Genomic DNA, 25,171 nt, shown 5'->3' on the forward strand with positions numbered 1-25,171 from the left:
CGTTTTACCTTAACTTAATTGTAATATAGTTCAATTGTATCAAGTGCTAATTTAGTGTATACTTCTTGCATCAACTAATCCGTTTAACACTTCACTAAATAGTCCTACACCCTAGAATACTCTTAAACTATCATATGAATAATTTTGTTCTGTTCAACATACTTAAAATCCCCCTCGTTAATTTTAATTAACTATTTTAATAATGGTACAAAAAGCTAATGTATTTTTCGGAACCGTTCCCAAAAAAGTCACAAACATTTTTGTTAACCTTTACAAACTTTATTATATTACTTAAATTTTTTAAGTTCAATAGTTTAGAAGAAAAATTTCATTTTTACGAGATTATTTGTATTATATTACAAAACTAATATTACGTTATATTTATATACATGTCTTGTATTGCAAAATATTATTTTTTATTTTAGAATAATTCTGTTAAACTCACGACTGCTCTTTTAAAATAACTATAGCAAAATAGATACACAGATACTTTTTTAGTTATTATCATATAAACTTTATTTTAATTTGAGAGGGATTATACAATGTATAAAAATTATATTTTTGATCTTTATGGAACATTAGTAGATATACATACTGATGAATCAACAGACTTTCTTTGGACAAATCTGGCTTTATTTTTCAACTTCAAAGGTGCTGATTATACTGCTACTACCTTAGAGAAGATGTATATTAAAAAAACTACTGCAGCTAAGAACAAAATAACAAATACTAAATATCCAGACTTTCCTATTGAAAATATTTTTGAAGAACTTTATACCGATAAGAATGTTATCGTTTCCAAAGACACCATAAAAGATACAGCACAATTTTTTAGAACTCTTTCTATAAAATACGTAAAATTATACCCTAAAACTATTGAACTGTTAAAAGAATTAAAATCCAAGGGCAAAAATGTCTATCTTTTATCTAATGCGCAAAGGATTTTTACATTTTACGAAATGATGATGCTTGATATCACAAAATATTTTGATGATATTTTTATATCAAGTGATTATAATGTATGTAAACCGGACAAGCAGTTTTTTAATGTTCTCATAAATAAATTACATGTTAATACTGAGGAATCAGTTATGATTGGTAATGATTATATCTGTGATATTGAAGGTGCATGCAGTGTGAACATGGATTCAATTTATATAGATTCAAATCTATCTCCATATATAGATGGTGAATTAAAAAGCACTTATTCTATAATGTCAGGTAATCTATATGACGGAATGAAGAAATTAAATCTTCTTTAACAAAAAAACAGGCACAGAACTCTTTCTGTACCTGTTTTTTATATTAATCTATTTAATTATAGTCTTCTCTTTCTTTTTGTAAATACAACAGCAACACCTGCTACAATCATAATTAATGCTACGATTGTAATGCTTAAAGCATTTACAATTGAACCTGTCTTTGGCATTTTAGAAGTAGAAACTGTTGTAGGTGCACTTACATTCTTTGTATCATTTGTTTTGCCTGCAATAGTTACCTTGCCATTTCCTGTATTATCATCGTTTGTTGTTACTATACCTGAGCCAGCTTTACCTTGATTATTTCCTGGTTTTTTACTTGGATCTGGTTTCTGATTTGCTGGCTTTGGCATCTCAACTGTAAATACTACTGTTTTCTCAGTCTTATTTCCTGCTAAATCTACTGCTGTTACTTTTAATTCATGTTTTCCATCTGTATTAATAACACTTCCATCATAAGCTTTTCCATCCAATGTAACTGTAAGTTCACTAGTTTTTTCATTAGCCTTAACTACAGCTTTTACTTCATTTTCATACTTGAATCCATCCTGAACACCTTCAACTGTTATTTCTGGTGCTGTTTTATCTAAAGTAAATTCTGCTTCATATTTAGTTTCATTTCCTGCTTTATCTACTGCTTTTACTACTAGTTTATGAACTCCGTCAGTAGAAACTACAGCCTTATCATATTCTTTTCCATCTAATGTCATTTCTGTAACTGTAGCGCCTTGTTCAACAGTAATAACTGGTGTTACATCTTTGTTATAAAGCTTACCATTTTCAACACCTTCAACCTTAATTATTGGTGCAGTCTTATCTATTGTAAACTTGAATGTCTGACTTCCAACTGGAGATTTCTCACCTTTTAAAGCTGAATTAACAACAAGGGTATAATCTCCCTGCTCTGTTATTGCCTGTCCTTTAGTATAAGGAGCTCCATTTAATGTCATAGTAACATCATATTCCTTTTCATTATACTCTACAACAGGTGTAACATCTTTGTTATATAATCCGCCATCAGCAACTGCACTGATTTTTACACCTAGACCCGGATTAATTTTAACTGTATATTTCTGTTCAACTTTATTGTCTAACTCATCAATAGCCTTTAATGATACTATATCACCGTCATTAACTGTAAGTTCTTTTGTAAATTCCTTTTCATTATATTGTGGTCCAAACTTACCTTCATTAAATGATGACAAAATTTGTTGTTCATTAATATAGAATTTATATCCAAAAACATTATCTGATACTTTTCCTTTTAATGTTACCTTATGAGAAGCTGCATTTATTACCCCATTACTTACTAAAGCACTATCTAAAGTTATTACTGGAGCTGTAGTATCACAAAATACTTTAAGTCCATAATTCATTAATTCTTTTCCATTCTTATCAGCTGCATATACTGGAATAGTATTTACGCCTTCATTTAAAGTTACATTTACTGAGAATGTCTTATTATCATTAATTTTAACATCTTTATTTGCTATTCTTAAAACTTGAACATTATTAGTTACTCTTCCTTCAAATGTAACATTTTTTTCAGTATATTCTTGTGAAGGCTGAACATTGCTGAATAATACTGGAGTTTTATCAACCTTTGTTGATACTGTAAATGATTCATCTGATATATTTTCCGCATTATCTAGTGCTGCTATTTCTATTTCATTATCATTATCTTCATCTAAAGTCACATCGGCAGTATAATGTACATTATCAGTTGTTTTAGTCTTAACAGTTTTTCCATTTACTGAAGCAAGATAAGCTTGTAACCCTGAAGTTGCTTCATCTATTGTAAATGTAAGCTTATAAGATGTTGAATTAGTCTGCTGAGCAGATGTTAAAGTTATTTTTGGTGCTGTAGCATCAACTTTAACTGGTACAACTGTATCCTGCTCTTTTCCATCAGTCATAACCTTTGATTTAATCTTCATATAATACTGTCCATCTTTAACTGGTTCTTTCTTTCCGTTTTCAGCATTGTATGCTGTACCATCCCAAGATAAGTTATTTTTTATTGCTGGTGATGTAGACTTAGAAAGTAATTGCTTTCTTACATTATCTACTTTAGCAACATTTTCAGCGATTACCTTATTATCTTTATCTAAAATGTCTACGCTCATATTCTTTGCGTTTCTCCACATATATAATTCAGGCACTAATTTATCATTTTTACCATCATTATTTGGTGATATAGCTATTTTATTAGGATTTATTTTTACTCCATTTTCGTCTCTTCCATCAAAACCAGCATAATTATATGATCCGTTATATGGAACTACTGCAATTGATGGTATAAGATAATCATTGCTTTCTTTTTCCCATGTCATAGGGCTTATAATTTTTTCAGCTGACCAGTCACCATAGAATCCCATATAAGGCACAACTAATGACGGAGCGCTTGTTTCATTCTTAAATTGAATATAACCTTCTGCATAGTTGCCCTTCTTAGTTTTGCTATCAATCTTTAATGTAGCCTTAACAGTAACATTACTCTTAGCTGGAACTGTTACCTTGTCTTTATCAAATGTCACTTTTGCTCCATTCAATACAGTATCGCAATTCATTACACTTACAGACATACCGTCTTCTGGTACCTTTGAAGTAAGAACTCCACCTGGAGTCTTCATAGAATAAGTTTGATCTTTATCTCCATAATTTTTAAGAGTTATATTAAATTCTGTTTTTTCTCCAACTTCTTTTAATGAAACTGTTGCCTGTCCATCATCAGCAGTTGCAAGTACTGTATTATTTATTGCATCTTCTGCTTGAACAAGACCAGCTCCTTGTCTTCTTGGAGAATATGGAACAGTTCCATCTGAACCTTCTTTATCATAAAGAATCTTAGCTGTATTAATAAGTGAATTCTTTACATAACTAACAAGATCTTTTCCTGTAAGTCCAAGATTTTTTTCTTTGACAGCTTGTACAGCTAATGCTGTTACACCTGTTGTATGAGGTGCAGCCATTGATGTACCACTCATGCTTGCATATCTATTATCATTTACTGTTGAAAATATATTTCCACCAGGAGCTGTTACTTCAGGTGCAAACTGAAGATCTGGAGCAGGTCCCCATGATGTAAAATCAGACATTTGCTGAGAAGCAACATTTGCTGTAACAACAGTCTTGCCATTAAATTCAATAGTAGCTTTTTTATCAGATAAAAGCGCTTCACCATCACTCTGTGCTATGAATAAAGCAGGTATTTCCAATGATGCGTTTGATGCCATATTTATATAGCTATTACCTTGATTATTATAAACAATAACAGCTGCAGCCCCTGCTGCTTGTGCATTATCCTGTTTTACTGTAAAATTTAACTTACCTCTCTGTATTAGAGCAACCTTTCCTTTTAAATCTTTACCAGCAAAATCAGAAACATCTCCATAACCACAGTTAACTATCTCAAGTTTCTGACCAGCAGAGAATTTATCCCTAGGATCCACAGAACTCTGTGTATACCCAAAGTTCTTTATTTTACCATTTACAGTTGCTGTAAGTGCATTAAGATGTACATTAGTATTTTCAGAACTTGCAACCTCAATAGCCTCTGTTGCAAGTCCAGGAGAACCTACTGTAGCAGTATCTTTCTGATTATCAAGAACATATGGGTTTGTTGAGTATGATTCATTACCTGCTGAAACTACGCAAATAACTCCTGCATCCGCAGCTTCTTTAATTGCTTTTTGCTCTGGATCGTCACTATCAACAAAACCTGCTGTAGAACCAAGACTCATATTGATGACATCTGCCTTAAGTTCAACTGACTTTTCTATTGCAGCCACAATATCATCAGAAAAAGCACCCGAATTATTCGGATCATTAGAGAAAACCTTCATAGCTAAAAGCTGTGCTTCTGGTGCTACCCCTTGTATTGCTTCTCCATTATTAACCTCTTCCTGACTACCATCAGCAGCAACAATACCTGCAACATGCATACCATGCATACTTCCTGATTTATCAATAACTTGATTATTTTTATCAGCAAAATTGTATCCATATGGTACTTTATTAGTGAAATACTTACCACCATCATTATAAGTATTCTCTTTTATCTTTAACTTTGAACTATCAGCTGGTGCTTTCATATCTTTATGTGTATAATCGATACCAGTATCAATTATTGCTGCAACAAGACCTTCACCTTTATACTTTTTATTCTTCCAAACATCCTTAACTTGTGTTAAATCTTTTGCTGTTGTCATAGTTGGATAGAATACTCTTGCTTCAGTAACATTTTCAACACCTTTTAATTTCTTTATCTTTTCTATATCTTTTCTCTTAACATTGATAGAGAAACCATTAATCAGGTTTCCATAAGTATTCTTAACCTTATTATTAGCAATTTTCTCTACCTGTTGTTTAATACTAGCTTGTCCAGCTATTGTGCTGTTAATCATTGACTTTGTAGCCTTTGATGCATCTCCAGCTTTTTCTGATGCTGAATCTGCATTTAATTCGACAATTACTCTTACAGTTTCCTCTGGGTTATTGCTGGTACGTTTATTTTCCTCATCAATTTTAACCTTCTTATGTCCTGCAAGAGTATCCCCTACTTTCATTTCAGCATTTTTCTTCTGTAAAAGCTTTGATTTTAAATCAGATACTAATTTTTGCTCATTTGCACTTGCCTGATATGGTTTAGTAACTGATGCAGTTAAAGAAGATGCAAAAACAACACTAACCAATGCAGACGTAGCCTTACATAATTTTGACTTCATAATAGTCCCCCTTATTTTGTTATATATTATAGACACTAAAAGTGTTCTATTCCCCCAAATAAAAACAAACAAAAATAATTGAATAAAATGTAATTTTTGTTAATCTATTCAATAATATCATATAAATACTATATTATTATTTTTTAAAATAGTCAATGTATTTTATGGATTTTTACGAATAAATTTATCTTTATTTTAACTTATTAAAATAATGAAGATTGTTTTAATGCCATTTTATTATTCTATCAGCCTTAAATGTTCAACATAAAAATATGCGCATAAAAAAGACTGTATATAGCAAAATATGCTACATACAGTCTTATATGAACTATATAGAGGAATAATAATATTAATTAAAGTACTACTTACTCGCCTTTTTCTTTTTATCATTAATTATAGCTACTCCTGCTACAATTAACATAATTGATGCTAATAGTATACTTGTAGCATTAACCATAGATCCTGTCTTAGGAATATTAGCATTTGCTACTTTATTATTAATTCCATTAGTATTATTAACATTTACAGGTTTTTTGAATTATCACTGATTGATGATGAAGTATTACCTGTACCAGGTTTACTCTGGTTATTTCCAGGGTTAGGTTTATCCTGACTGTTTCCAGGATTCTTATTAGGATCTTCTGGCTTAGGTGCACTTATATTGAATACTACTATCTTCTCACTAATATTACCAGCTAAATCAACAGCTGTAACCTCTAATACATGCTTACCTACTATAATAATAGCGCTTCCATCATAAGCTTTTCCATCAAGAGTAATTGAAGTTACTACTGCTCCTTCTTCTACCTCAATCTTTGGAAGTACATCCTTATTATATGCTTTTCCATTTTCCATACCATTAATTTTAACTACAGGCGCAGTTTTATCAATTGTAAATTTATATTCCTGAATACCTTGAGGTTTATCTTCTCCCTTTAGTACTGATTTTACTGCTAAAGTATAACTTCCTTCTGCTGTTATAGTTTGTCCATTCTCATATGGCTGTCCATTAACTGTTATAGTCACATCATATAAGTCAGCATTATATTTTACGTTTGGTGTAACATCTTTATTATAATATCCACCATCTGTTACATTGTCTACACTTACACCAAGGCTTGGATTAATCTTTACAGTATATTTATTAACAGTTTCATTTCCGAATAAATCTACAGCTTTAAGTGTTATTATATCACCATCATTTACATTTAATTCTTTCGTGAACTCTTTAGTATTAACTTTAGGTCCAAACTTAGCATCATTTTCATATTTTATAACTTCTTCTCCATTAATTCTGAATTCATATCCTTGGAAGTTATCACTTACAGTTCCCTTAAGCTCTAGTTTATGTGAAGAAGCATTTATAACTCCACCATTGACTAAAGGAGATGTTAATGTTATTACTGGCGCTGTTACATCACAGAATATCTTAACTCCATAATTAGCAAGCTCATTACCATCTTTATCTGCTGCATATACAGTGACTATATTTACACCTTCATTTAATTTTACATCTGCTTCAAATGATCTATCATCTTTAATTTCAACATCATTTCCTGTAATTTTAAGAGTCTTAGTTTTAGCAGATACTCTTCCTGTTACCTTAATATCCTTCTTTGAATAATTTGTATTTGTTGCGAAGTTATCAAAATCAAGTATATCTACAGACATACTCTTTGCACTTCTGAATAAATATAATGATGGTATTAATTCATCATAATACCCATCTCCATTAGGGGATATTGCTATTTTATCCTTATTAATTTTTGCATATCCATATTTATCTATTCCATCAACTCCAGCTAAAGCAGAATTTTGACCTTCAATCTTTACTGAGGCATATGATGGGATAACATAATTGTCACTTTCCTTTTCCCAAACCATTGGACTACAATCTTTTCTTTAGACCAGCTTCCATAGTAGCTCATAAATGGTACAACTAGAGATGGATCTTCACCTTTATTTTTAAATTTAATATATCCTTCTGCATAATTTTCTTTTTCTGCATTATCGTCTATATTTAATGTGACTGTTACCTTCTTGGAACCCTTAGCTGGTACTGTAACTTCCTTTTCATTAAACTTAAGATTAGCACCTTTTAAGATTTTATCATAACTCATACCTATATCAATAATACTCTTTGGAACATATGAAGTAAGGACTTCTCCCGGATTTTGAAGTTCATATGTTTCAGCCTTATCGCCATAATTATTAAGAGTAATATCAAATGTTGTATTTTGTCCAATTTCTTTTAATGACACTGTAGCTTGTCCATCGTTTGCTAATGCAAGTACATTATTTTTTATTGCATCTTCAACCTGAATAAGTCCAGAACCTTGTCTTCTAGGTGAATATGGAAGTTTTCCATTTGTTTTTTCCTTATCATACATAATTTTAGTAGTATTTATAAGAGAATTTTTAGCGTATCTCACAAGATCCTTTCCTGAAAGACCTAGCTTTTTATCTTTTGAAGCTTGTACAACAAGTGCAGCAGCGCCTGTTGTATGAGGTGCAGCCATTGAAGTACCACTCATATTCTGATAGCCATTATTGTTAGCTGTTGAATATATATTTCCACCTGGTGCAGTTACTTCTGGTGCAAAATCAAGACTAGGAGTTGGTCCCCATGAAGTATAGTCTGACATCTTCTCTGCATTAGGGTTCGGAGTTGCAGCTACCCTATGTCCAAATTCTATAGTTGGATTTTTAGCATGTAAAAGAGCTTCTCCATCAGTTTTTCCTATAAATAAAGCTGGAATCTTAAGAGTACTATCTGATGCCATATGCATATATGAATCCTGATATGGATGATATACTACAGCGGCAACAGCACCTGCTTTTTGAGCGTTATTCTGCATATCTCTAAATGGAAGCTTTAATGGATTAATCAATGCAACTTTTCCTTTAACATCTTTACCTTTAAAGTCTTCTTTCCTACATCATAATCCTTTTTCTTAATTTTAAGCTTTGACTTATCACTAGGCGCTTTAAAATCTTTATGTGTATAATCTACACCTGTATCTATAACTGCAGCAACAAGCCCTTCCCCTTTATACTTAAGATTTTTCCATACATTTGTAATTTGGGTAAGTTCTTTAGCTGTTGTCATTTGAAAGTAACTCTTCTTTAAGATTCAATTGAGTCTTTTTCTCTTTTGCTTTCCCCTCATAAGGCTTTACTGATGATATTAATGTTGAAGCAAGTGCTACACTAACAGCTACAGATAAAGCTCTGCACATTTTGTTTTTCATATATAACCCCCTAAAAAATTTATTTATATAGACACATAAAGTGTTCTATCCCCCAATACAATCATTCCCAATACAATTAACTGTAGTAAAGTTTTTTACTCTTACATATAAATATAGTATTTGTTATCTATAATATCAATTATTGTAAAAATTTCATTTCATTTTTTATTTATTTTTTTATTTTTGTATATATACGACAAAAAAGTGTGTATTCATATAGAAATACACACTTCTTTAAGAATTAAATATCCGTATTAACAAACCTCTCTATTCTTTTTAATGCTTCAAGTATATTCTCCATAGACGAAGCGTAACAAGCTCTAATATATCCTTCTCCGCATTTTCCAAATGCATTACCAGGTATTGCAAGAACTCTTTCTTGTTTTAAGAGTTTTTCACAGAATTCATCCGAACTTAATCCAGTCTTTTTTATACAAGGAAAAACGTAAAATGCACCCAAAGGTTCAAAACAGTCAAAACCTATTTTTCTAAATCCATCAACAAGTACTCTTCTTCTACGATTATACTCTTTAACCATTTCTTCCACATCACTGTCTGAATTTCTCATGGCTTCTATAGCTGCATACTGAGCAGTTGTAGGTGAACACATTATCGTATACTGATGTATCTTTTTCATCTGACTTATAAGCTTTTCATTACCACAGGCATATCCCAATCTCCAGCCAGTCATTGCATATGCTTTTGAAAATCCATTAATTACAATAGTCTTGTCCTTTATTTCAGGAAAACTTGCTATTGATACATGTCTTTCTCCATATGATAGTTCTGCATAAATCTCATCCGATATAACAATAATATTTTTGTCCTTCAACACATCTACTATAGGTCTCAGTTCATCTCTAGTCATAATTGCTCCTGTTGGATTATTAGGAAATGGAATTATCACCACTTTAGTCTTATCAGTTATTACTTCTTCAAGAGCTTTTGCTGTAAGCTTGAAATTATCTTCTTCTTTTAAATTTATGACCTTTGCAGTAGCTCCTGCAAATGCAGCACATCCCTGATATGCAACGAAACTTGGTTCTGGAACTATAACCTCATCACCAGGACCAGCAACTGCTCTTATTGCTAAATCAATTCCTTCACTACCACCAACTGTTACAAGAATTTGATTATCTGGATTGTACTGAAGGTTTAATCTTCTATTCAGATACTTTGCAATCTCGTGACGCAGTTCTAAAAACCCTGCATTTGACGAATAGTGTGTATGTCCCTGTTCAAGAGAATATATACCAGCCTCTCTTACATTCCAAGGTGTAACAAAATCAGGCTCTCCAACACCAAGTGAGATGACATCATCCATCTCATTTACAAGATCAAAATACTTTCTAATTCCAGATGGTTTTATTTTCTTTACTTTATCTAAAATTAAATCTTCCACATTCATTATATAAATACAGCCTCCCTGTCATCAATCTGTGGAGCTTTAAATATTGTTCCATGATCTTTATATTTCTTCAAAACAAAATGAGTTGCTGTACTTAAAACATACTGCTGAACTGCAAGCTTTTCTGATACAAAAAGAGCTACTTCCTTCATTGTTTTACCTTCAACTATTACTGAAAGATCAAATCCTCCAGACATAAGATAGCATGCCTTAACCTGAGAAAATTTATATATTCTTTCTGCAACCTTGTCAAACCCTTCACCTCTCTGCGGAGTTACTTTTACTTCAATAAGTGCTGTTACAGTTTCTTTACCTGTATTTTCCCAGTTAATTAGCGTTGTATATCCTGCAATTATACTTCTTTCTTCATAATCTCTTATAGCATCCCTTACTTCCTCAACTGTTTTTCCTGACATTGAAGCTATTTCAACGTCTGTATATCTGCTGTTCTTTTCAAGAATTTCAAGAATCTCATCCATAACAATACCTCCAAATTATTAATCAAAATAAATAATATAAAAAAAGAAAACCTCATCCGAAGGGACGAAGGCTTTCCGTGGTACCACCCTAATAAGCAGTAATCTGCTTACTCTGTTCTGTTTAAATCCATAAGAAAAAACAGTTCCTCTGTAACGTGAGGACAACGTCATTATCTACATTAAGAATCATAAAAAATTCTCAGTTCTCAACATGCGATTCAGGGACTGCTTCCAAGAAACTTCATTTACTGAATTCACACCAACCTTCAGCTCTCTAAAAAAATTCATATCCTGTACTATTTCCCATCATTATCATTTATAATATATATTTTTTATATTCTTTAATAACATTATACTAATATAGCAACTTGTTTACAATATATTTATTAATTTTCATTCGATTTCACATAGATTTTGTTTATTATCAAGGTAAAATATTTTATCTTTAGTACTTATATAGTAAAAAACAGCCGTATCATCAAAATACAACTGTCTTTCACACTTATTGTCTATTTCTTTCCTGCTTTCTAGCCTTTCTACACTTTGCGCATCTAACAGGATCATTTTCGAATCCTTTTTCCTTATAGAATTCCTGTTCGCCTTCTGTAAAAACAAACTCTTCTCCACAGTCTTTACATACTATAGTTTTATCTGGCATTTTATATTCCTCCTATTGTTAAAACAATAACTAACATTAAGTATTATTACACATTAACAAAAATATATTCATAATACCATTATTTTTCTTAATACTATTATCATATTCTTATATGTTATATTTCCATAATAACAGGGAAAATGCTAGGTCTTCTTTTCGTCTTTTCATATATAAGTCTTTCAACAGACTGCTTGATATTAGCTTTTATCACATACCACTCGTATATATTCTTATTTAGACATGATTCTACCTGCTCAGAGCTTATATCCTTAATTTCCTGTATAAGTTCTTCTGATTCTTTTGCATATACAAATCCTCTTGTTATTATATCTGGACCTGCCATTATTTCATGTGAATCTGTTTCAATGGCAACAACTATTGTTATCATTCCATCTTGAGCAAGGTTTCTTCTGTCACGAAGCACAATATTTCCAACATCCCCCACTCCAATACCATCAACATAAACATTACCAGTACGTATTCTCTGTTCCTTTTTTGCACCATCCTCGGTAATTTTAAATACATCCCCTGTCTGAAGAATAAAGATGTTGTTTCCATCAATCCCCAAAGATTTAGCCAAATCTTTATGGTGTTTCAAATGCCTATATTCACCATGTACTGGTACAAAATACTTTTCACGAGCAAGAGTATGTATAAGCTTTAATTCTTCCCTATATGCATGACCTGAAACATGAACATCTTCCAAATCTTCATATATTACATTAGCACCTTGTTTAAATAGTTCATTTATTACCTTAGAAACCATCTTGCCATTACCAGGTATAGGTGAAGCCGAAATTATATACATATCATTCTTTTCAACTTTAATCTTTCTATGAGTTGAAAAGGCTATCCTTGCAAGTGCGGCCATAGGCTCACCCTGACTTCCTGTTGTAATTATAGTAATCTTATTATTTTCATATTTATCAATATCATCAAGTGATACAGTAAAACCATCAGGAATATGCAGATATCCAAGATCTTTTGCCACTTCTGATATTCTCTCCATGCTCCTGCCACTGAAAACTATTTTTCTGCCATAATTAACAGATGCATCAATTATCTGCTGCATCCTGTGAATATTAGATGCAAATGTTGCAACTATAATTCTCCCTTTAACATTATTAAAAATCCGCATAAAAGTCTCACCAATAGATTTCTCAGAAATTGTGTGTCCTTTCCTTTCAACATTAGTACTGTCAGCCATTAAAAGAAGGATTCCTTCTTTGCCTAATTCTCCAATTCTCTGTAGATCCATAATACGTCCATCTATAGGTGTATAATCAATTTTAAAATCGCCAGTATGAAGAATTATACCAAGTGGTGTATGTATTGCAAGTGAACATGCCCCTGCTATACTATGTGTGGCTCGTATAAATTCAACTTTTATTTTACCTATATCCACAATTTCTCCGTCCTCAACTATATTCAGTGTACAATCATTTAACATATCATGTTCAATAAGTTTTGCCTTAACAAGCCCAATAGTTAGTGATGTTCCATATATAGGTACATTCAGCTGTTTTAAAATATACGGAAGAGCTCCAATATGATCTTCATGTCCATGGGTCAGAAAGATACCTTTAACTTTTTTAGAATTGGTAAGAAGATATGATATATCAGGTATAATTAGATCTACTCCATACATATCTGTATCTGGAAATGCTGCACCACAATCAACAACTATTATTTCATTATTATATTCAAATGCTGTTATATTTTTTCCTATTTCATCAAGTCCACCTAAAGGTATTACTTTAATGCTATTAACTTTTGACAAGAAATTTCACTCCTCTTTTATGCATGTTATTTATTTTATTTTGCGTAATATATAAAGTTTTAATTCAAAAAAATAATGCTGCCAACACATTTTAAAACGTCTTGACAGCATTATTATTAATAAACACTTACTTTATGTATGAAGTAAAATTCACTAATCTTGCTTTATTAAATTGTCGTATAATCTTGTTGTATACTTTAACATTACCTGAATTATAGGCCCTATACAGAAAATAACAATCACTGTTCCAATCCCTATTTTCTGTCCCAAAAGAAGGGCAAGTACAACTCCCAATCCTTCCATAAGCATCTTTGCAGCTCCAACTGGTATATGGAAAAATTCCTGTATCGACAACATAAAATGATCCAGTGATCCTACTGGAAATTTTGCTAATATGTATATAGACACCCCTATTGAAATTACTATTATACCAACCATAAATACTAAAAATTTATTTAAAAAAACATCCCCATGCATTTTCGGAAGTACAGCCATCCACATATCAATAAAAATACCTTGAACAAAACATGTAATTATACAAGTATACTGTGGGAATCTTTTATTCATAATACCTGATACAGTTATAAGAATAACGGCCACTATATTAAGCCATGTCCCAATGGTTAATCCAAAATGACTACTCAGACCTACATTAACAAGATCCCATCCCCCTGCGCCGAAATTAGAAATAAGAGTTAGTGATATTCCTAGTGTCTGAATAACTAATCCCACTAAAAAAAATAATGACCTGACTGTTTTTTCTCTTTTCATAAAATCCACCTTTACTTATTTTTAATCACCATGTTATTCTAACACATATTTATATATGTTAAAATAGACAATATCTAGTTGAATCCGTTTCTATGATTTCTTTATCCTTAATTTATATTAGTATTCTTCAAAATAAAATTAGCCTTATTACTAAGAATAAAGTCTTAATATAAACAGCTTACAACCGTTTATACCAAGACTTTTTAAACACTCCAAATATTATTACTTAACTATATCAAATTTATATTCTGTTACGTGATAATACTTTTCACCAGGTCTTAAAATGGATTCTTCTAAGAATACCTGATTCCTTCCAATCGGAGGCTTTTGAGTTTCAAAACATATGCCATATCTTACTCTCTCCGGTTGTCCATCATATAAAATAGGTCCATTAGCATAATTCATAGAATAGATTACGACATGTTTTTGTGTAGTAGCTATCTTCATACTTCTTCCTGACTCCTCATCTTTTATATACACATAATAGTCTTTCTTCTTATTTAAATTCCATAAATGATCATATCCGTTACCAATCTTTAAGTAAATATAACTTCTACTTTCAAATTTCCTGGGTAATTCTCATCGCCATCTGGACTAACTGCCGTACATACCAGCGAAATGCTTTTCTCATCTTCAACTACATTTACATCCCATATCTTTCTGTTAAAACCCTTCTCTCCACCTTGTCCACTATGAAGTTCATAGTTTAATGCCAAATCATAATCTACACCTTCAATGGTTATTTTCCCTTCACAAATTCTGCCAGCTGTTCTTCCTAGAAGAGCACCCATATATGATGGATTTTTACATATGTCTTCATATCTTTACATGCAAGAAGAATATTTTCAATATTACCCTCTCTATCTGGTGCCATAATTTTGGTCATTGTACAGCCAAGGTTTAATATTTCAATGGAATATCCATTGTTATTTTCACAAGCATATGCAACTACTTTTTTACCCCCCAGCTCAAATAACTCCCTTTTACTAAATCTCAAATTTATCACCCACAGCATAATTAACGTTTACACATACAGTTTATCATACCTTTAGCTGTCTCACCATAAATATAGTATACAAAAACATATAATTAATGTTTGAAAGCATATAAATTAATACTTAATAACCCGTTATATATTTTTCAAGTATTCTTTGATATACTTTAATAAAGGAAGTGTAATAATATGTATGATGTTTTTAAATCAGACGAAAATTTATTTAATAATAGCATGACTTTCTTTATTGAAACTAACGATCTTAAACATATACTTGAAGCCTTAGAAAAAAAGCATTTTTATGAGGCTCAAGATAAAATAGATATTTCTACAAAAAAGAATGATCTCCTTATATGGAATGCCATCTACTGTAGAGAAGTAATTAATAAAGGAATTTCAAAAAGCTATCTTCACACAATTTATAATAAGTTCTATAATATGATTCTTAACTGTTCAAAACTTGAACAATTGCAAAATACTGAAATACAGCTCGTAAGTTCTTATCTAAATGTTCTTATAAATGATATGGAGGTAACAGAGAATTTTATGATAAATAAAATGCTTCAATATCTTCATCTTCATATAGAAGAACATGTATCAGTGGAAAGAATAGCTCATGATCTAAATATTTCTGAAGGATATGCTTGCAGTTGTTTTAAAAAAAACATGGGCATTTCCCTTATGAAGTATGCTAAAAAGATAAAAATAGACAGAGCGAAGAAGCTACTGATTACTACAAATAAAAGTATGCTCGAATTATCAGTGATCTTAGGTTTCTATGATCAGAGCCATTTTACAAAAACTTTTAAATCATTTGTTGGACTTTCTCCTACCGAATATAGGAACAAAAATTATTTCTAATAACAACACATAGTTTTCATAACTACGTATTGCATTTTAGTTAACTCCATGATATTATGTATATATTAAAATTGTTAATTTATTGCTTTGTAGCATAAGGGGTGTTTTTATGGAAAAAATAGCTTTAATTACAGATAGTACAGGCGGAATACCTAAAGAATATATAAATAAATTTAACATCAACTTAGTAAACCTTAAAGTAATCTATCAAGATAAAGAATACATTGAAGGCGTTACTATAACAGCCAAAGAAGTATATGACAGACTTGACAAGGAGGTACCAACAACTTCTATGCCTTCTGTATCAGATGTATGTAATCTTTATGAAAAATTGATAGCTGAAGGATATACTCACGCGATTGTTGTTACAATATCTTCTGGTCTTTCTGGAACAATAAATAGTTTCAGACTTGCAGCTTCACAGTATGAAGATAAAATAAACTCCTTCGTTTTTGATAGTAAGAGTATCTCAATGGGTTCTGGTGCTTTAATAGTTGAAGCTGGTAGAATGCTTCAAGCTGGCAAAGATTTTGACTATATCTGCAATAAGATTGTTGAAATAAGAGAAAATACAGATTTATATTTCTCTGTTGAAACATTATCATATCTAATAAAAGGAGGAAGGATAGGCAAAGTCGCTGGTGGAATTGGTGAAATGCTTAACTTAAAGCCTATAATTACGATGGATAATGTTGATGGTAAATATACAACTGTTACTAAAGTAAGAGGATCTAAACAGTCATTTCACAAACTTGTAAAACTTGCTGAGGAATCACTTTCAAGATTTAAATGCAGAGTTGTTATTGCTACTGGCAACATGTACGATGAAGTTCAAAAGCTTCAGGATGCTATAAAAGACAATGAAAACCTAGTTTCTCTTCATAATGTAATACTTTCACCAGTAGCAGGAATACATTCAGGTCCTAAACTATTAGGAATAATAATATTCCCTTATTATGAATATTAAAAATTCTTTATTACTAAATTACAAAAGAGCATATCTGAAGACATGATATGCTCTTTTCAAGTTAATGTATATATTTTATAATCTATATTTTTAATCTTTCTTTCAGTTTATCTGCAAATTCCTTGTCAGCCTTACAGAAATTATCAATAACTTTTAATTGAATCTTTTTATCCACACACCACATATCGTTAGCCATATTATCAATAAGATTACAATAATCTTTTCTGTTTAATTTTCGTATACGCTGACCTGCCTGTTTAAAATCATCAGCTTTATCTATAGACTCTTTCTCTATAATTGCATTTAATCTAATGTTATATTCATTACCCTTATAATGTACCTTAGGTTTATTGCAGTTTAAACTGTTATTCTTGTAATTTGTGTAGCCACCTTTATAATGATATCTCATAGGTCCATCTTGAGTATTATTATTAACGTCTGCTAAGGGCCTGTTAACTGGAAGCTGCTCAAAATTAGGACCTATTCTATGTCTTTGAGTATCTTTATATGAAAATCCTCTTCCCTGAAGCAGTTTATCATTTGAAAACTCTGTCCCTGGAATAAGATTAGCAGGGCTGAATGCCAACTGTTCTATTTCACCAAAGAAATTTTTAGGATTTTCATTTAATGTCATTTTACCAATTCTTACGAAGGGTATAAGTTCCTTTGGCCAATCTTTAGTTGCATCAAGAGGATTAAAATCGAATTTATTTATATCACATTCATCAATTATCTGAACCTCAAGATAATAAATTACTTTACCGCCTTTTTTAATGCAGTTATACAAATCTTTTACTGCCACATCAGGGTCTATTCCTGCCAACATCTCTGCTTCATGCCGATCAATAGTCTTTACACCAAGCTCAGGCATCCAGTGATATTTAATAAACACTCTCTTTCCCTCTTCATTAACCCATACAAATGTATTAACGCTAAATCCTTCGATAGTTCTAAAGCTTTTTATAGTTCCCAAATCTGTAAATACAAATGTAATCATATTTGTTGTTTCGGGATTATTAGCAACAAAGTCCCAAAATCTATTCTTATCTGGAACATTATTGCATGGTGATGGCTTAAATGCATGGATAAGATCTGGGAACTTTTTTGAATCCCTTATAAAAAATATAGGAATATGATTTCCCACTATATCCAGATTCCCCTCTTTAGTATAAAACTTTGTGGCAAATCCTCTTGGATCTCTTGCGGTATCAGCTGACCCTCTAAATCCTATAACTGTTGAAAATCTTACGATTACAGGAGTCTTTTCCCCTACTTCTGTAAAAAGTTTAGCCTTTGTATATTTTTTCATACACTTTGTTAATTCAAAATACCCCTTAGCACCACTGCCTTTAGCATGCACTACTCTTTCGGGTATTCTTTCTCTATCAAAACTTGCCAGCTTATCTAAAAGATAAGAATCATTTAATAACGCGGGGCCATTATTACCCACTGTTAATGTATTTTCATCGTCATCAATAGGATTGCCTACATTATTTGTTAGCTTTTCATCATCACTCATAGTTCCTCCATAATATAATCATATTACCTACAACAATTATATGATAATTATGAAATTATAATGCACAAAGATTACTATTCAAGCCCGCTTCTTTCAAAATCCTCACTGAAATCTTTCATTATCTCATTAATTTTCTTCTTTAATAGCAAAGATAATACAACGAATATTACTATGTATACTAATAAGATTATAATATCTCGCATTAGTACACTCATTACTACTCCTCCTATTGCTTCCCTGGCAAAAGAAATTGCATATGTGAATGGAAGGTAAGCATATATGACCTGAAAAAAATGTGGAGTAAGCTGGATAGGGAATGTTCCACCAGAGCCAGCTACCTGCAACACAAGCAGAATGATTCCTATAACCTTTCCTACATTACCTAATACAGATACAAGCGAATACACTATAAAAACAAAAACTATTGATGCAAATATACTTACTACAACAAAAAGTACAGGATTAAATGCTGTAATCCTTAAAATTAACAAGTCCCCAACTGAAACTATTATAGCCTGAATAACAGCTATAAGCATAAACAGCATCATTTTCCCAAAGTATTTTTCATATGCTCTATAATCATTTTCTCTTTTTATATCAGTTGAAAATATTGATGTCAGAAGTAGAAGACCAACCCATAATGATAACACTGTATAAAAAGGTGTCATTGCTGTACCATAATTAGCCATTGGAAATATTCTTGTTTCCTCAATCTCCACCGGATCTGCTAAAAAGCTGCTTCTTTCATCAGCATTACTCTTTAGTATATTTATTATATCTAAGATATCTGATTTATCTTTAATTTCCTGTATCCTGCCTATTATCTCATTTATCTTATTTTCAGCTTGTGGAAGAACAGATTTCACTTCTGCAATCTTCCCTTTTCCACTTGATGTAACCTTAAGCGCAGTCTCTAAAAGTCCACTTACCTCAGGAATTTTTGCTTTTGTATCCTTTAGAATATCCTCTGTATTTTGTGCTATATCGGTACCTTTTGAAATAATGCCCTTGATTACAGGATTTATATCACTTTCATATTTACTATTAGCACTTGTAATAATACTACTAATATCATCTGCTATAGTTTTTATCTTAGCTAACAGCTCAACTGTTGGTATATTTCCACTTGTAATTTGTGTTTTTGCTTCATCTAGTAATGCAGTAAGTGCATTTAGTTTTTCTGAAACAGTATTAAGTTTATTAATCTGATTTTGTAATTTATCAGATGATGCAGAATTATTAATTTTCTGTAGTACATTTATTAATGAATTATTTACAGCTTTAAGATTTTCAGCTTTAGTTTTTAATGAATCAATCATAGCAGATGCATTGTCAAGATTTGAATCTAAGCCATTTATTATTTTGTCACTAACACTAGATATCTGTGAAGCAATATCATTTGCCAGATTCAAATCCTTTTTTACTGTAGAAGCTATGTTGTTAACTGAATCTTTTGAATTATTAATAAGATTCTTGCCTTCCTCTCCAATGGAAATACTAGTGTCAATTATATTTTCTATTTTAGGAATTGCATCTTTAGCATCTGTAAGCAGCGAATATAGCTTATCTGCACTTGTATCTGCTGTTGCAGCCAAATTATTTATATCTCCAAAATGACTTTGTAAATCAAGAAGCTTATTATAAATTATCTCTAACTGCGGTAAAGAATTTTCAATAGTTATTCCTGCTTCATTAGTAACAGTAAAGATAACATCACCAATAGTGCTTGTTATAGTTTCACTGATACTCTGCTGCAATGTTGTAGCACCTTTATCAGTAAGTTTGGGTGCAATTGCATTAATTTTTTCGTTTACTTTATAAATCAACTTACCTTTTTTAATCTTTCCATTAACTATTGATGTAATATTCTGCGAAAAATCTTCAGGTATTTCTATAGACGCGTAATATCTTCCTTCTTTTAAGTTTTTATCAGCAGTCTCTTTATCGACAAACTGCCATCCCAATGACTTATTAGCTTTAAGCTTATCAATTACCTTTTCTCCTATATTTATGTTTTTATCCTTAAGCGTTGTACCTTTATCATCATTAGTCACAGCAACCTTAATGCCGCTTGTAGCCTCTGATGAATATGGATTCCATGAAGCCTTAATATTGAACCAGGCATAAAGCGAAGGCAGTATACATAGTGCAATCGCTACAACCAGCGCTGATTTATGATTTTTAATTGAAACTAAATCGTCTTTAAATATTCTAAGTATATTTCTCATTTGTAACTCCTTATTATCTTTTCCTTCTTAAATTGTTATTAACGTTAGTATATGCATTTTAAAAAATTTATACCGCTATAAATTACCCGTATTATCTTTTGTACATTATGATAAAATATTTATCAGAGGTGATTACATTGAGATTACTCAAAGATTTTTATGATACTGATGCACTTACTCTATCTAAGAAGCTTTTAGGAAAAGTATTAGTTAGAAATGACAGTGGTGTTATCACAAAAGGAATAATATGTGAAACTGAAGCTTACATCGGTGCTATTGATAAAGCAAGCCATGCTTATGGCAACAGAAGAACAGAACGTACAGAGCCTCTATATGGTCCTAGTGGTATAATTTATGTATATTTTATATATGGAATGTATAACTGTTTTAATATAATATCAGGAAAAGAAAATGAGGCAGAAGGAGTTCTCATAAGAGCAGTAACTCCTCTTGAAGGACAGGATGTAATGTGTAGAAGAAGATATAAAAAAAATCTTCATGAAATAACAAAGACTCAGTTAAAAAACTTATGCAACGGTCCAGGAAAGCTCTGCATTGCCATGAACATAACAAGGGAAAATAACAAAGAGGACTTGATAACAAGTCCTAATATTTATCTTGAGAATGGCGAAGACATCCCAGAAGATAAAATAGTAAAATCTAAAAGAATTGGCATAGATTATGCTGAAGAGGCAGCAGATTTTCTATGGAGATTTACATATTAGCATATTTTAAATTTTACTTTATATATGAACAACTGATCCCATAAAAAGTGGAATATTTGTATCATTATCAACTATTGCAAAAACAAAGGGTCTGTCAAGAGTAATAGTTTTATGTTCTTTCTGGATAGCTGGGGCTGTTTCTTTCATTGTTACTGCAGTAGCAGCTGCAGCTTCAGTACCATTTTGTCCTATATTAATATATGTCTTCTGTAATACTTCAGAAATACATAGTTTATTATCCGACATCTTTGTAAATTCCGCTTTACCAGAATCAAATGCATCTATAAGCCCTATTTTATTTAATGGATCATTCAGACTAATAGAATATTCATATTTTATTTGTGGCATAGATGCTACTACATCAATGTTTTCTCTGCTTTTCATGAACTTTAAAAAACTATTGCCTGTAAGTGATGATAAATACTTCTCTATGCTTACATCTTTTTTAGGGAGCATACAAACAAAGCTTATCTTACCACCTTCATAACTCTTTATAAAACCTTCAGCCATTGAATCATTAACATACGCACTTTCACTAGAATGCATAAATTCAGCTTTTGATGTTGTTCCATCATTATTACTAAATCTACCACTTGTGATTTCACTCTTTTCATAAGGTTCCTGCCACTTCTTATTAAAATACAATGTATTTATAAGCAGCATTATATCACTCTTATCAGTATTCTTTACAATTTCCTTTATCTTATTATTAGTATTTTTACTTACCCATTTATTTATATCTTTTGCTGCATCTTTTTCTTCAAAATTAGTTTCATATATGTTACTATCATAATAATTTTTATTTTTCTGAGTTTAACTCCTCTGCTTACGCCGTTAGGATTCTTGACTGTCACATCATATTCGCAGCCTTTATAATTTCTCTTAACGTTGTATTCTTCTTCAATATAAGCTGGAGCAATCTTCTTGTAAATTTCAAATGCTCTGTCTCCACGTCCAATAACTGTTTCAGCACATGCTATCCAAGGATTGTTGTGACAGAATATACCGGTATTTTCCTTGTATCCTGCTGGATAAGTTGAGATTCCCCCCATTTCAACATGATAAGTTGTAAATGCTGGCCAGTTTAATCTGATACCATATTTAGTATCAAGTTTTTCTTTTACTGAATCAATATCCTTTTCAGCATTGCCGCCTTCTTTATTTTCAGTTGTCTGAAAAGGTTCTCCTGGAGTAGTTGAGAAACAGTTTAAGTTCAAACAGTCATTCCAGTCTGCATGTCCTATTAATGGTAATCCATGAGGCCCTCTGTTGTTAATTACATGATCAAATGAAACTTTTAAATGATGCATTAAAGTTGCAGTGTTATTTACATCACTATCAAATGGAACCTGTTCCTTTAATATATCTTCATCTCCGGATTCTTTGATGTATGCTGTAACTCCCAAGATGAGCCATAATGGATCATCATTAAAGCCGCTTCCTATGTCATTGTTACCCTTATTAGTCAATGTCTGGTACTGATGATAACATCCACCATCTTCAAACTGAGTTGATGCAATATCAATTATTCTCTGTCTTGCTCTTTCAGGTATCTGATGAACAAATCCAAGTAAATCCTGGTTAGAATCTCTAAAGCCCATACCTCTGCCAATTCCTGATTCAAAGTATGAAGCACTTCTTGACATGTTAAATGTAATCATACATTGATATGGATTCCATATGTTGACCATTCTATTAAGTTTTTCATCATCGCTCTTTAATGTGTAATTGTTAAGAAGCTTATCCCAGTATGATTTTAATTCTTCAAAAGCTTTTGATACATCTGCTTCTGTCTTAAACTTATTAATCATATCTTTAGCTTTAGTCTTATTAATTACACCCTTGCTTTCCCATTTTTCTTCCTGCTTATTTTCAACATATCCAAGTATAAAAATAAGAGTTTTTTCTTCTCCTGGCTTTAAATCAATGTTAATTTGATGCGAAGCTATTGGAACCCATCCACTTGCAACAGAGTTTGTAGCTTGTCCATTAAGAACAGCCTGTGGTTCACTAAATCCATTATATAATCCTACAAACAAATCTCTGTCAGTATCAAATCCATCAATCTTAGAGTTTACAGAATAGAAAGCATAGTGATTTCTTCTTTCCTTATACTCTGTCTTATGATAGATTACTGATCCTTCAACTTCGACTTCACCAGTACTAAAGTTTCTCTGGAAGTTCTCACTATCATCACTTGCATTCCATAAGCAGAACTCAACAAAAGAGAACAACTTTATCATTATCTCCTGTATTTTTAATAGTTATCTGATGTACTTCACCATTAAATTCTAGTGGTACAAAAGACAACTGATCTACTCTTATATTATTTCTTTCACCAGCGAACTTAGAATATCCCAATCCATGTCTACATTCGTAAAATGATAATTCTTTTTTTACTGGTTTCCAAGTGTGAGACCATACATCACCATTATCGTAAATGTAGAAGTATCTTCCTCCATCATCTACTAGAACATTATTGTACCTATATCTTGTTATTCTTCTAAGCTTTGCATCTTTGTAGAAACAATATCCTCCACTTGTATTAGATATCAGACCAAAAAAGTCTTCATTTCCAAGGTAATTAATCCAAGTGTAAGGTGTTTTAGGTGTGTTGATTACATATTCACGATTTACATCATCAAAATAACCAAATTTCATATTTGACTCTCTTCTATCTTATATTTTGAATCCAAAAATCCCCCCATATTTGAAATCAATACACTCACAACTTTATTATGATATGTTTTTGGAATAAATTTCAATTAAATGTTTGCATAAAAATTATTTTAAATATTTGTCATTATATATAAATAGTATTATAATTTAAATATTAGTTCGATATACAAAATACTTTTTATCAAAATCTGGAGGATTAGCAATGAGTAGTTTAGTTTTAGAAGGTGGAACATTCAGACCAATATTCAGTGCAGGTATTATGGATGCACTACTTGATAATGACATAATATTTCCATACTGCATAGGCGTATCTGCAGGAATAACAAATGGGATATCATATATTTCGAGACAGAAAGGACGTAATCTAGAAATACTTCAGAAATACAGAAATGATAAAAGGTATCTAAGCTTTAGAAATTATTTCAAATGTAGGAGTATGTTTGGTCTAGACTTTGTTTTTGAAGAACTTCCAAACTCTTTATGTGTATTTGACCATAATACTTATAACAGCTATAAGGGAAAAGTAATCGTTGGTGTAACAAATGCAGAGACTGGTAAACCTGAATATCTCGACGGCAACAAGCTTGATGACAAATGCACAATACTTAGAGCAACATGTGCAATACCGCTTGTATTTCCTCCAATAAAAATAAATAACAAATTCTATTTTGATGGCGGAATATCAGATCCTATTCCTATAAAAAAAGCAATTATAGACGGCAATAAAAAGCATCTGATATGGAGCTAGAATATAAATAGTACAAGTTAAAAGTGGATATTTCTCAAAAAGAGTTATAATGAAGATATGATGAATTGGAGGAATTGAAATGAGTAAACAGTATGATAAGGAATTTAAAGAAAATGC

General features: G+C 31.4%; 21 protein-coding genes, 2 pseudogenes and 1 other annotated feature. Of the genes and pseudogenes, 5 read left to right on the forward strand and 18 right to left on the reverse strand.

Annotated elements, in window-relative coordinates; genetic code table 11:
• The first annotated feature begins 542 nt into the window (after nt 1–542).
• Complete coding sequence (locus FYJ33_RS12560; protein ID WP_154532069.1) at nt 543–1,262, forward strand: HAD family hydrolase; 720 nt, start codon at nt 543–545, stop codon at nt 1,260–1,262.
• Between the two features lie 56 nt (nt 1,263–1,318).
• On the opposite strand, the gene FYJ33_RS16885 is transcribed toward FYJ33_RS12560, so the two are convergent.
• The 14 genes from FYJ33_RS16885 to FYJ33_RS12630 all read right to left on the reverse strand — a co-directional run bounded on the left by FYJ33_RS16885 (nt 1,319) and on the right by FYJ33_RS12630 (nt 15,330).
• Nucleotides 1,319–5,986, reverse strand: coding sequence for a S8 family serine peptidase (locus tag FYJ33_RS16885; RefSeq protein ID WP_154532070.1), 4,668 nt, complete (start codon nt 5,984–5,986; stop codon nt 1,319–1,321).
• A gap of 361 nt (nt 5,987–6,347) precedes the next feature.
• Entirely contained in the window at nt 6,348–6,488 is a 141-nt protein-coding gene (locus FYJ33_RS12570; protein WP_328598700.1) for an LPXTG cell wall anchor domain-containing protein, read from the reverse strand.
• 20 nt (nt 6,489–6,508) lie between these two features.
• Entirely contained in the window at nt 6,509–7,870 is a 1,362-nt protein-coding gene (locus tag FYJ33_RS12575; RefSeq protein WP_154532072.1) for a hypothetical protein, read from the reverse strand.
• A complete protein-coding gene (locus FYJ33_RS12580; RefSeq protein ID WP_154532073.1) occupies nt 7,816–8,877 on the reverse strand; it encodes an Fn3-like domain-containing protein in 1,062 nt (353 codons plus the stop codon). The genes FYJ33_RS12575 and FYJ33_RS12580 overlap by 55 nt, the downstream gene beginning before the upstream one ends.
• Nucleotides 8,874–9,095, reverse strand: coding sequence for a hypothetical protein (locus tag FYJ33_RS12585; RefSeq protein ID WP_154532074.1), 222 nt, complete (start codon nt 9,093–9,095; stop codon nt 8,874–8,876). Before FYJ33_RS12585 ends, FYJ33_RS12580 begins: the two co-directional genes overlap by 4 nt.
• The gene (locus FYJ33_RS12590) at nt 9,082–9,237 is read right to left on the reverse strand and encodes a hypothetical protein (protein ID WP_154532075.1); all 156 of its coding nucleotides are present in this window, start codon (nt 9,235–9,237) and stop codon (nt 9,082–9,084) included. Before FYJ33_RS12590 ends, FYJ33_RS12585 begins: the two co-directional genes overlap by 14 nt.
• 241 nt (nt 9,238–9,478) lie before the next feature.
• Entirely contained in the window at nt 9,479–10,645 is a 1,167-nt protein-coding gene (locus FYJ33_RS12595) for an aminotransferase class I/II-fold pyridoxal phosphate-dependent enzyme (protein ID WP_154532076.1), read from the reverse strand.
• Nucleotides 10,645–11,124 (reverse strand): Lrp/AsnC family transcriptional regulator, encoded by a 480-nt coding sequence (locus FYJ33_RS12600; RefSeq protein ID WP_154532077.1) that lies wholly within the window; start codon nt 11,122–11,124, stop codon nt 10,645–10,647. Before FYJ33_RS12600 ends, FYJ33_RS12595 begins: the two co-directional genes overlap by 1 nt.
• A 57-nt stretch (nt 11,125–11,181) precedes the next feature.
• Nucleotides 11,182–11,443 (reverse strand) — a binding site (T-box leader).
• A 183-nt stretch (nt 11,444–11,626) separates the two neighbouring features.
• Nucleotides 11,627–11,782: a zinc-ribbon domain-containing protein gene (locus tag FYJ33_RS12605; protein WP_154532078.1), complete on the reverse strand. Its 156-nt coding sequence runs from the start codon at nt 11,780–11,782 to the stop codon at nt 11,627–11,629.
• 115 nt (nt 11,783–11,897) lie between these two features.
• On the reverse strand, nt 11,898–13,562 hold the full coding sequence (locus tag FYJ33_RS12610) for a ribonuclease J (protein WP_154532079.1): 1,665 nt from the start codon (nt 13,560–13,562) through the stop codon (nt 11,898–11,900).
• Nucleotides 13,563–13,715: 153 nt separating this feature from the next.
• A complete protein-coding gene (locus FYJ33_RS12615) occupies nt 13,716–14,333 on the reverse strand; it encodes a YczE/YyaS/YitT family protein (protein ID WP_154532080.1) in 618 nt (205 codons plus the stop codon).
• A 222-nt stretch (nt 14,334–14,555) separates the two neighbouring features.
• Nucleotides 14,556–14,879, reverse strand: coding sequence for an aldose epimerase family protein (locus FYJ33_RS12620; RefSeq protein ID WP_328598701.1), 324 nt, complete (start codon nt 14,877–14,879; stop codon nt 14,556–14,558).
• Complete coding sequence (locus FYJ33_RS12625) at nt 14,870–15,124, reverse strand: aldose epimerase family protein (RefSeq protein WP_154532082.1); 255 nt, start codon at nt 15,122–15,124, stop codon at nt 14,870–14,872. Before FYJ33_RS12625 ends, FYJ33_RS12620 begins: the two co-directional genes overlap by 10 nt.
• Nucleotides 15,109–15,330, reverse strand: a complete 222-nt coding sequence (locus FYJ33_RS12630) for a hypothetical protein (protein ID WP_154532083.1) — start codon at nt 15,328–15,330, stop codon at nt 15,109–15,111. Before FYJ33_RS12630 ends, FYJ33_RS12625 begins: the two co-directional genes overlap by 16 nt.
• A gap of 186 nt (nt 15,331–15,516) precedes the next feature.
• On the opposite strand from FYJ33_RS12630, the gene FYJ33_RS12635 reads away from it, so the two are divergent.
• Nucleotides 15,517–16,188 (forward strand): helix-turn-helix domain-containing protein, encoded by a 672-nt coding sequence (locus FYJ33_RS12635; RefSeq protein WP_154532084.1) that lies wholly within the window; start codon nt 15,517–15,519, stop codon nt 16,186–16,188.
• Nucleotides 16,189–16,297: 109 nt separating this feature from the next.
• Nucleotides 16,298–17,155 carry a DegV family protein gene (locus FYJ33_RS12640; RefSeq protein ID WP_154532085.1) on the forward strand — a complete coding sequence of 286 codons (858 nt, stop codon included), beginning with the start codon at nt 16,298–16,300 and terminating at the stop codon, nt 17,153–17,155.
• 82 nt (nt 17,156–17,237) lie between these two features.
• Here FYJ33_RS12640 and FYJ33_RS12645 read toward each other — a convergent pair whose 3' ends face one another.
• Together FYJ33_RS12645 and FYJ33_RS12650 are read right to left on the reverse strand one after the other, a co-directional pair.
• Nucleotides 17,238–18,674: a catalase gene (locus FYJ33_RS12645; protein ID WP_154532086.1), complete on the reverse strand. Its 1,437-nt coding sequence runs from the start codon at nt 18,672–18,674 to the stop codon at nt 17,238–17,240.
• A 74-nt stretch (nt 18,675–18,748) separates the two neighbouring features.
• A complete protein-coding gene (locus FYJ33_RS12650) occupies nt 18,749–20,902 on the reverse strand; it encodes a YhgE/Pip domain-containing protein (RefSeq protein WP_154532087.1) in 2,154 nt (717 codons plus the stop codon).
• Between the two features lie 137 nt (nt 20,903–21,039).
• On the opposite strand from FYJ33_RS12650, the gene FYJ33_RS12655 reads away from it, so the two are divergent.
• Entirely contained in the window at nt 21,040–21,627 is a 588-nt protein-coding gene (locus FYJ33_RS12655) for a DNA-3-methyladenine glycosylase (RefSeq protein WP_154532088.1), read from the forward strand.
• A gap of 18 nt (nt 21,628–21,645) precedes the next feature.
• Here FYJ33_RS12655 and FYJ33_RS12660 read toward each other — a convergent pair whose 3' ends face one another.
• A complete protein-coding gene (locus FYJ33_RS12660) occupies nt 21,646–22,407 on the reverse strand; it encodes a serpin family protein (protein ID WP_328598702.1) in 762 nt (253 codons plus the stop codon).
• A gap of 116 nt (nt 22,408–22,523) precedes the next feature.
• Nucleotides 22,524–24,288: pseudogene (locus FYJ33_RS12665) on the reverse strand (GH36-type glycosyl hydrolase domain-containing protein); the annotation flags it as partial.
• A 220-nt stretch (nt 24,289–24,508) separates the two neighbouring features.
• Between FYJ33_RS12665 and FYJ33_RS12670 the strand changes: the two are divergent.
• A pseudogene (locus FYJ33_RS12670) lies at nt 24,509–25,045 on the forward strand (patatin-like phospholipase family protein); the annotation flags it as partial.
• Nucleotides 25,046–25,171: the final 126 nt, after the last annotated feature.

Source organism: Inconstantimicrobium porci, from assembly GCF_009696465.1.
Taxonomy (GTDB): domain Bacteria; phylum Bacillota; class Clostridia; order Clostridiales; family Clostridiaceae; genus Inconstantimicrobium; species Inconstantimicrobium porci.

Excerpts from the sequence above, each read along its gene's own strand:
- FYJ33_RS12560 (WP_154532069.1), top strand. The coding sequence starts at position 543 with ATGTATAAAAATTATATTTTTGATCTTTATGGAACATTAGTAGATATA.
- FYJ33_RS12585 (WP_154532074.1), bottom strand. The coding sequence starts at position 9,095 with ATGACAACAGCTAAAGAACTTACCCAAATTACAAATGTATGGAAAAAT.
- FYJ33_RS12625 (WP_154532082.1), bottom strand. The coding sequence starts at position 15,124 with ATGGGTGCTCTTCTAGGAAGAACAGCTGGCAGAATTTGTGAAGGGAAA.
- FYJ33_RS12640 (WP_154532085.1), top strand. The coding sequence starts at position 16,298 with ATGGAAAAAATAGCTTTAATTACAGATAGTACAGGCGGAATACCTAAA.
- FYJ33_RS12575 (WP_154532072.1), bottom strand. The coding sequence starts at position 7,870 with ATGGTTTGGGAAAAGGAAAGTGACAATTATGTTATCCCATCATATGCC.
- FYJ33_RS12650 (WP_154532087.1), bottom strand. The coding sequence starts at position 20,902 with ATGAGAAATATACTTAGAATATTTAAAGACGATTTAGTTTCAATTAAA.
- FYJ33_RS12590 (WP_154532075.1), bottom strand. The coding sequence starts at position 9,237 with ATGAAAAACAAAATGTGCAGAGCTTTATCTGTAGCTGTTAGTGTAGCA.
- FYJ33_RS16885 (WP_154532070.1), bottom strand. The coding sequence starts at position 5,986 with ATGAAGTCAAAATTATGTAAGGCTACGTCTGCATTGGTTAGTGTTGTT.
- FYJ33_RS12645 (WP_154532086.1), bottom strand. The coding sequence starts at position 18,674 with ATGAGTGATGATGAAAAGCTAACAAATAATGTAGGCAATCCTATTGAT.
- FYJ33_RS12605 (WP_154532078.1), bottom strand. The coding sequence starts at position 11,782 with ATGCCAGATAAAACTATAGTATGTAAAGACTGTGGAGAAGAGTTTGTT.
- FYJ33_RS12595 (WP_154532076.1), bottom strand. The coding sequence starts at position 10,645 with ATGAATGTGGAAGATTTAATTTTAGATAAAGTAAAGAAAATAAAACCA.
- FYJ33_RS12615 (WP_154532080.1), bottom strand. The coding sequence starts at position 14,333 with ATGAAAAGAGAAAAAACAGTCAGGTCATTATTTTTTTTAGTGGGATTA.
- FYJ33_RS12600 (WP_154532077.1), bottom strand. The coding sequence starts at position 11,124 with ATGGATGAGATTCTTGAAATTCTTGAAAAGAACAGCAGATATACAGAC.
- FYJ33_RS12635 (WP_154532084.1), top strand. The coding sequence starts at position 15,517 with ATGTATGATGTTTTTAAATCAGACGAAAATTTATTTAATAATAGCATG.